Below are 3,871 nucleotides of genomic sequence, written 5' to 3'. Positions count from 1 at the left end.
ACCGCGCCCGACCCCGACCCGGTGCCGCCGTTCACCGGACCGACCGAAGTCCTGGTCCCCGGCGGTCCGTTCACCATGGGCACCTCCACCGAGCCCTGGGCGCTGGACAACGAACGCCCGGCGCACCGGCGGGAGGTGGCGCCCTTCTGGATCGACACGACCCCGACCACCAACGCCCAGTACCTGGCGTTCATCGAGGACGGCGGCTACGAGCACGAGCGCTGGTGGACGCCCGAGGGCTGGGCGCACGTCCGCGAACACGGTATCCACGCCCCGCTGTTCTGGCGGCGCGAGGACGGCCGGTGGCTGCGCCGCCGGTTCGGGGTCACGGAGCTCGTGCCGCCAGAGGAGCCGGTGCTGCACGTGAGCTGGTACGAGGCGGACGCCTACGCCCGTTGGGCCGGTCGCCGGCTGCCCACCGAGGCCGAGTGGGAGAAGGCGGCCCGGCACGACCCGGCCGAGAACCGTTCGCGCCGCTACCCGTGGGGCGACGCCGACCCCACCCCGGTCCACGCCAACCTGGGCCAGCGGCATCTGCGGCCCGCTCCGGCGGGCAGCTACCCCGAGGGGGAGTCGCCGCTGGGCGTACGGCAGTTGATCGGCGACGTGTGGGAGTGGACGTCGAGCGACCTGCTCCCCTACCCCGGCTTCAGCGCCTTCCCGTACAAGGAGTACTCGGAGGTGTTCTTCGGCCCCGAGTACAAGGTGCTGCGCGGCGGCTCGTTCGCCGTGGACCAGGTGGCCTGCCGGGGCACGTTCCGCAACTGGGACTACCCCATCCGGCGGCAGATCTTCTCCGGATTCCGCACCGCCCGTTCCGCGGAGACCGTCTGATGTGCCGTCACCTGGCCTTCCTGGGGCCCGCGGAGCCGCTCGGCAGGCTGCTCGTGGAGCCCGGACACTCCCTCTACCGCCAGTCGTGGGCACCGCGGCGGCAGCGGTACGGGACGGTCAACGCCGACGGTTTCGGGGTGGGCTGGTACGACCCGGAGGATCCGCAGCCGGCCCGCTACCGGCGGGCCGGGCCGATCTGGGCCGACCAGTCCTTCGCCGACCTGGCCAGGGTGGTACGCGCCGGCGCGCTGCTCGCCGCCGTGCGGGACGCGACCCTGGCCGGTGCCGACGCGGAGGCCGCGGCGGCGCCGTTCGCCGCGGGCCGGTGGCTGTTCAGCCACAACGGAGCGGTCCCCGGCTGGCCGCGGTCCATGGCCCCGCTCGTCCCGCTGCTGCCCCCGGCCGACCTGCTGGCGATGGAGGCGCGCACCGACTCGGCGTTCGTCTGGGCGCTGGCCCTGCACCGGCTGCGGTCCGGCACGGAGCCGGGCCCGGCCCTTGCCGAAACGGTTCTCCAGGTGGCCGGGGCCGCGCCCGCCGCCCGCCTCAACCTCCTGCTCACGGACGGCGCGACCATCGCCGCCACCGCCTGGGGCGACAGCCTCTTCTACCTCTCGGAACCCGGCCACCGCACCGTCGTCGCCTCCGAGCCGTACGACGACGACCCGCACTGGCGGGAGGTCCCCGACCGCACGCTGCTCACCGCGAGCCGCGACGGCGTCGAACTCGCTCCGGTCGAGCCCGCCTCGGCGGAGCCCGCCCAGGTCGAGGACCCGGCCTCCGCATCCACGAAGGAGCCCTGTACGTGAGTCCCCTCCGTGTCACCCGCACCCTTCCCGAGGACGCGACGGAGGCCGCGCTGCGCGCCGACGTCCTGAACGGCCTCACCGCCACCCCCAAGACGCTGCCACCGAAGTGGTTCTACGACGCCCGGGGCAGCGAACTCTTCGAGCGGATCACCGAGTTGCCCGAGTACTACCCGACCAGGGCCGAGCGGGAGATCCTGCTCACCCGCTCGGGCGAGATCGCCGCCGCGAGCGGTGCCCGCACCCTGGTCGAGCTGGGCTCGGGCTCCTCCGAGAAGACCCGGCTGCTCATCGACGCGCTCACCGCCCTGGAGGTGTACGTCCCGGTCGACGTCAGCGAGAGTGCGCTGACGCAGGCCGGGCAGGCACTCGTCGCGGAGCGGCCGGGGCTGACCGTGCACGCCCTGATCGCCGACTTCACCGGCCGGATGGCGCTGCCCGAGGCGCCGGGGCCGCGGCTGCTGGCGTTCCTCGGCGGCACCATCGGCAATCTGCTGCCCGCCGAGCGGGCCCGCTTCCTGGCCGCGGTCCGGGGGCTGCTCGCGCCCGGTGACGCGCTGCTGCTCGGCACCGATCTGGTCAAGGACGAGGACGTGCTGGTCAGGGCGTACGACGACGCGGCCGGGGTGACGGCCGAGTTCAACAAGAACGTGCTGGCCGTGGTGGACCGGGAACTGGACGCCGACTTCGACCCGGACGCCTTCGACCACGTCGCCCTGTGGGACGCAGAGCAGGAGTGGATCGAGATGCGGCTGCGCTCGCGCGTCGCGCAGACCGTGAAGGTGCCCGCGCTCGATCTCGCCGTGGACTTCGCGGCGGGCGAGGAGTTGCGCACCGAGGTGTCGGCGAAGTTCCGGCGGGAGGGGGTGACCGCCGAACTGGCCCGCGCGGGACTGGAGCTGACGCACTGGTGGACCGACGCGGGAGGGCGTTTCGCGCTCTCTCTGAGCGTCGCCCGCTGAGTCGACCGCCCTATACAGCCCCGTGCCCCTGCGGGGCGCTCAGCCGAAGTCCGGCGCGAGCAGCTCGGTGATCCGCCGGGAGGCCCGGCGGGCCTCGGTCGCGGGGTCCGCTCCGTCGAGCACTCGGGTCATGTAGCCCTTGATCGGGTTGTCGGCCTCGACCGCCGGCCAGTCCGGGGTGTGGGGGGTCGCGCGTCCCCGCGCGGCCCCCGCCGCCATGGCGGCGACCCCTGGCTCCCCGGCGACCGCGCCGGCCAACGTCGTCTTGTTGGGCACGTAGTTCATGGTGCGGGCCAGTTCGGTGTCCCACTTGGCCCCGGTCAGCGCGCCGACGACGGCGGTCGCGTCGTAGGGCCGGTCGGTGTTCTGCGGGACGACGAGGTCCGAGCCGCCGGTGAAAACGGCACCGGGGTGGCCGGCGGTGAGCCCCGGCACCGGGAAATAACCGATCTCGTCCTTGAGTTCGGGGTTCTCCTGCACGACGGACTGGACGAGGCCGGGCACCGCGACGATCTGCGCGACCTTGCCGCCCGCGAACACCGAGGCCTGCGGCGGGTGTTCCTCGTCGGCGTCGACGGGCCCCCGGCCGAGTGCCTGGAGCCGCCGGTAGAAGTCCATCCCGCGCAGCGCGGCCGGGCTGTCCAGGGTCCCCCTCCAGCCGCCGTCGGTCTCCCGGGCGAGGTCGCCGCCCTCGTCCCAGACGAACCCGGAGAGGGTGTACCAGTCCTGTCCGGCCAGGTATATCCCCTGGTTCCCGCCGGAGTTCAGTCTGCCGGTGTCGGCCAGCCACTGGGCCCGGGTCTTCGGCGGGGAGGTGATGCCCGCCTTGGCGAACAGATCCTTGCGGTAGATGACCACACGGTTCGCGGCGTACCAGGGGATGCCGTACTGGCGGGAGTCGTCGCTGCCGGGTTCGGCGAGTCCGGGCAGCCAGTGCTCCTTGCCCCAGTCGCGCATCGACTCGAGAGTCAGGTCGGTGAGCCGGCCGTCCTCGACGTACTCGGGGACCTGCGTGTTGCCGACCTCGATGACGTCGGGGCCGTCGCCGGAGCCGTCCTTCAGCGCGGCCTGGACCTTGGCGACGATCCCGGTCCACTGCTGGACGCGGATGTCGAGCCGGATGTCCTTGTGGGTGTGTTCGAAGTCGGCGGTGAACCGGCGCAGGAAGTCCTGCGAGGCGCTGTTCTGCATCAGCCACACCGTGACGGTGTGCCGTCCGCCCCCGCTGCCCGGCAGCACTCCGCAGGCGCTCAGCAGGGCGGCGGACAC

General features: G+C 73.2%; 4 protein-coding genes. 3 read left to right on the top strand and 1 reads right to left on the bottom strand.

Annotation, left to right across the window (positions count from 1 at the left end):
* The 3 genes from ABZ646_RS42345 to egtD all read left to right on the top strand — a co-directional run.
* On the top strand, positions 1-834 hold an 834-nt coding region (locus ABZ646_RS42345), incomplete at its 5' end, for an SUMF1/EgtB/PvdO family nonheme iron enzyme (RefSeq protein WP_360531856.1).
* On the top strand, positions 834-1,643 hold the full coding sequence (gene egtC, locus ABZ646_RS42340; RefSeq protein ID WP_360531852.1) for an ergothioneine biosynthesis protein EgtC: 810 nt from the start codon (positions 834-836) through the stop codon (positions 1,641-1,643). The genes ABZ646_RS42345 and egtC, both read left to right, overlap by 1 nt.
* Positions 1,640-2,602: an L-histidine N(alpha)-methyltransferase gene (egtD, locus tag ABZ646_RS42335; RefSeq protein WP_360531849.1), complete on the top strand. Its 963-nt coding sequence runs from the start codon at positions 1,640-1,642 to the stop codon at positions 2,600-2,602. Before egtC ends, egtD begins: the two co-directional genes overlap by 4 nt.
* A 39-nt stretch (positions 2,603-2,641) precedes the next feature.
* Here egtD and ABZ646_RS42330 read toward each other — a convergent pair.
* Positions 2,642-3,871: extracellular solute-binding protein (locus ABZ646_RS42330; RefSeq protein ID WP_360531846.1), on the bottom strand; the 1,230-nt coding region annotated here is incomplete at its 5' end.

This window comes from Streptomyces sp. NPDC007162, from assembly GCF_040634175.1.
Classification (GTDB): Bacteria; Actinomycetota; Actinomycetes; order Streptomycetales; family Streptomycetaceae; genus Streptomyces.
This window is presented reverse-complemented; position numbering and strand designations above follow the sequence as displayed.

Coding starts and splice junctions, on each gene's coding strand:
- egtC (WP_360531852.1), top strand. CDS start 834: ATGTGCCGTCACCTGGCCTTCCTGGGGCCCGCGGAGCCGCTCGGCAGG.